2 protein-coding genes are annotated in these 1,189 nt (G+C 35.8%); one reads left to right on the top strand and one right to left on the bottom strand.

The features are described from left to right. Positions 1-85: 85 nt before the first annotated feature. Entirely contained in the window at positions 86-538 is a 453-nt protein-coding gene (locus tag AC1DSB_RS19705; RefSeq protein ID WP_477532315.1) for a hypothetical protein, read from the bottom strand. Between the two features lie 197 nt (positions 539-735). Between AC1DSB_RS19705 and AC1DSB_RS19700 the strand changes: the two genes are divergently transcribed. Continuing rightward, positions 736-1,189: MFS transporter (locus AC1DSB_RS19700; protein WP_477587469.1), on the top strand; the 454-nt coding region annotated here is incomplete at its 3' end.

Raw genomic sequence — 1,189 nt, 5'->3', positions numbered from 1 at the left:
GTATAGTCCATACACAACCAGTTGACATAGCATCACAATCGGGAAGTATTCCTTTTATTCAACTAAAGCACCCGTTAGTTGAAGATTACCCTCTCTTTTTTTCAGTTATTTTTGGTTCTTCATACGAAATAATATCGATTATATGATTCAAGCAAGGAACCTGATAATGTACAAATTTGTCTTCGGGAAATATATCTTCTGCTATGGTTCCAGCTTTAATGAAATCTAAGTATCTTGATTTGGTGTAAACCTTAAATATTTCACCTTGAAAAACTTCATATTCATCCACCACTGTAAAAGACTCGTTTACTACCGAATAAGATACATAGGACTTAAATTCAAGTTGAATTGCTGGTAATCCATCATCCACTTCAAAAGGATAATAAGCTTCTGTAAATCGTTCACCTAAATCTATATCCTCACTTTTGTTACTGATTTTACATCTATCGATTAATATACATAGGGCATTTTCTTCAGGTTCTGACAAGTTGTTCAGATAAATGTAACCTTTTGATTTCATTAAATCGTTGTAATTCATATCATCATCCCCTCTTTCTTTTCACACTTAAGTATTCATTTTATCATTTCCCTTATTCAACTAACCTGCTTCGTTAGTTGAATAAGAAAAAGGCTTTACCCCTTATTGAAGTAAAGCACCCGTTAGTTGAAGAAGAGATCCATTTTACAGGTAATTAACTTCGGCGTATCGAATAGATTGTGTAAAGGGGTGATTAAGTGGTAAGTAAAGAAAAATGGAAACGATGGCGTTTTCCAACTTTATTACTAGGAGCTGTCGGAATATCTGGACTGGGGGATTTTGTATTTTTGGTCGCTATAAATTTATTAGTGTATCAAATGACAGAATCCGCAGCAGCTGTGGCTGGTCTGTGGATTGTTGGACCACTTGCATCGATTTTCACGAGATTTTGGGCTGGGAGCATTATTGATCGTGCAAATCGCAAAAAGTTAATGATATGGACGGACTTGATTCGGGCATTATTAATCGCTTTGGTCCCTTTTATGCCTACCGTATGGGAGATATACATATTGTTGTGGTTTGTGAGCATGGCGAAAGCATTTTTTGCACCTGCATCGCTTACCTATATTACGGAACTTGTTCCAGCTGAACAACGCAAACAATTTAATGCATTTTATTCCTTAACAAGCTCTGGTGCATTTATTGTAGGAC

This window comes from Paenisporosarcina sp. P4_E4_2, from assembly GCF_056401595.1.
Note: the sequence above shows the minus strand (reverse complement) of the source record. Positions and strands in the feature narration are given on the sequence as shown.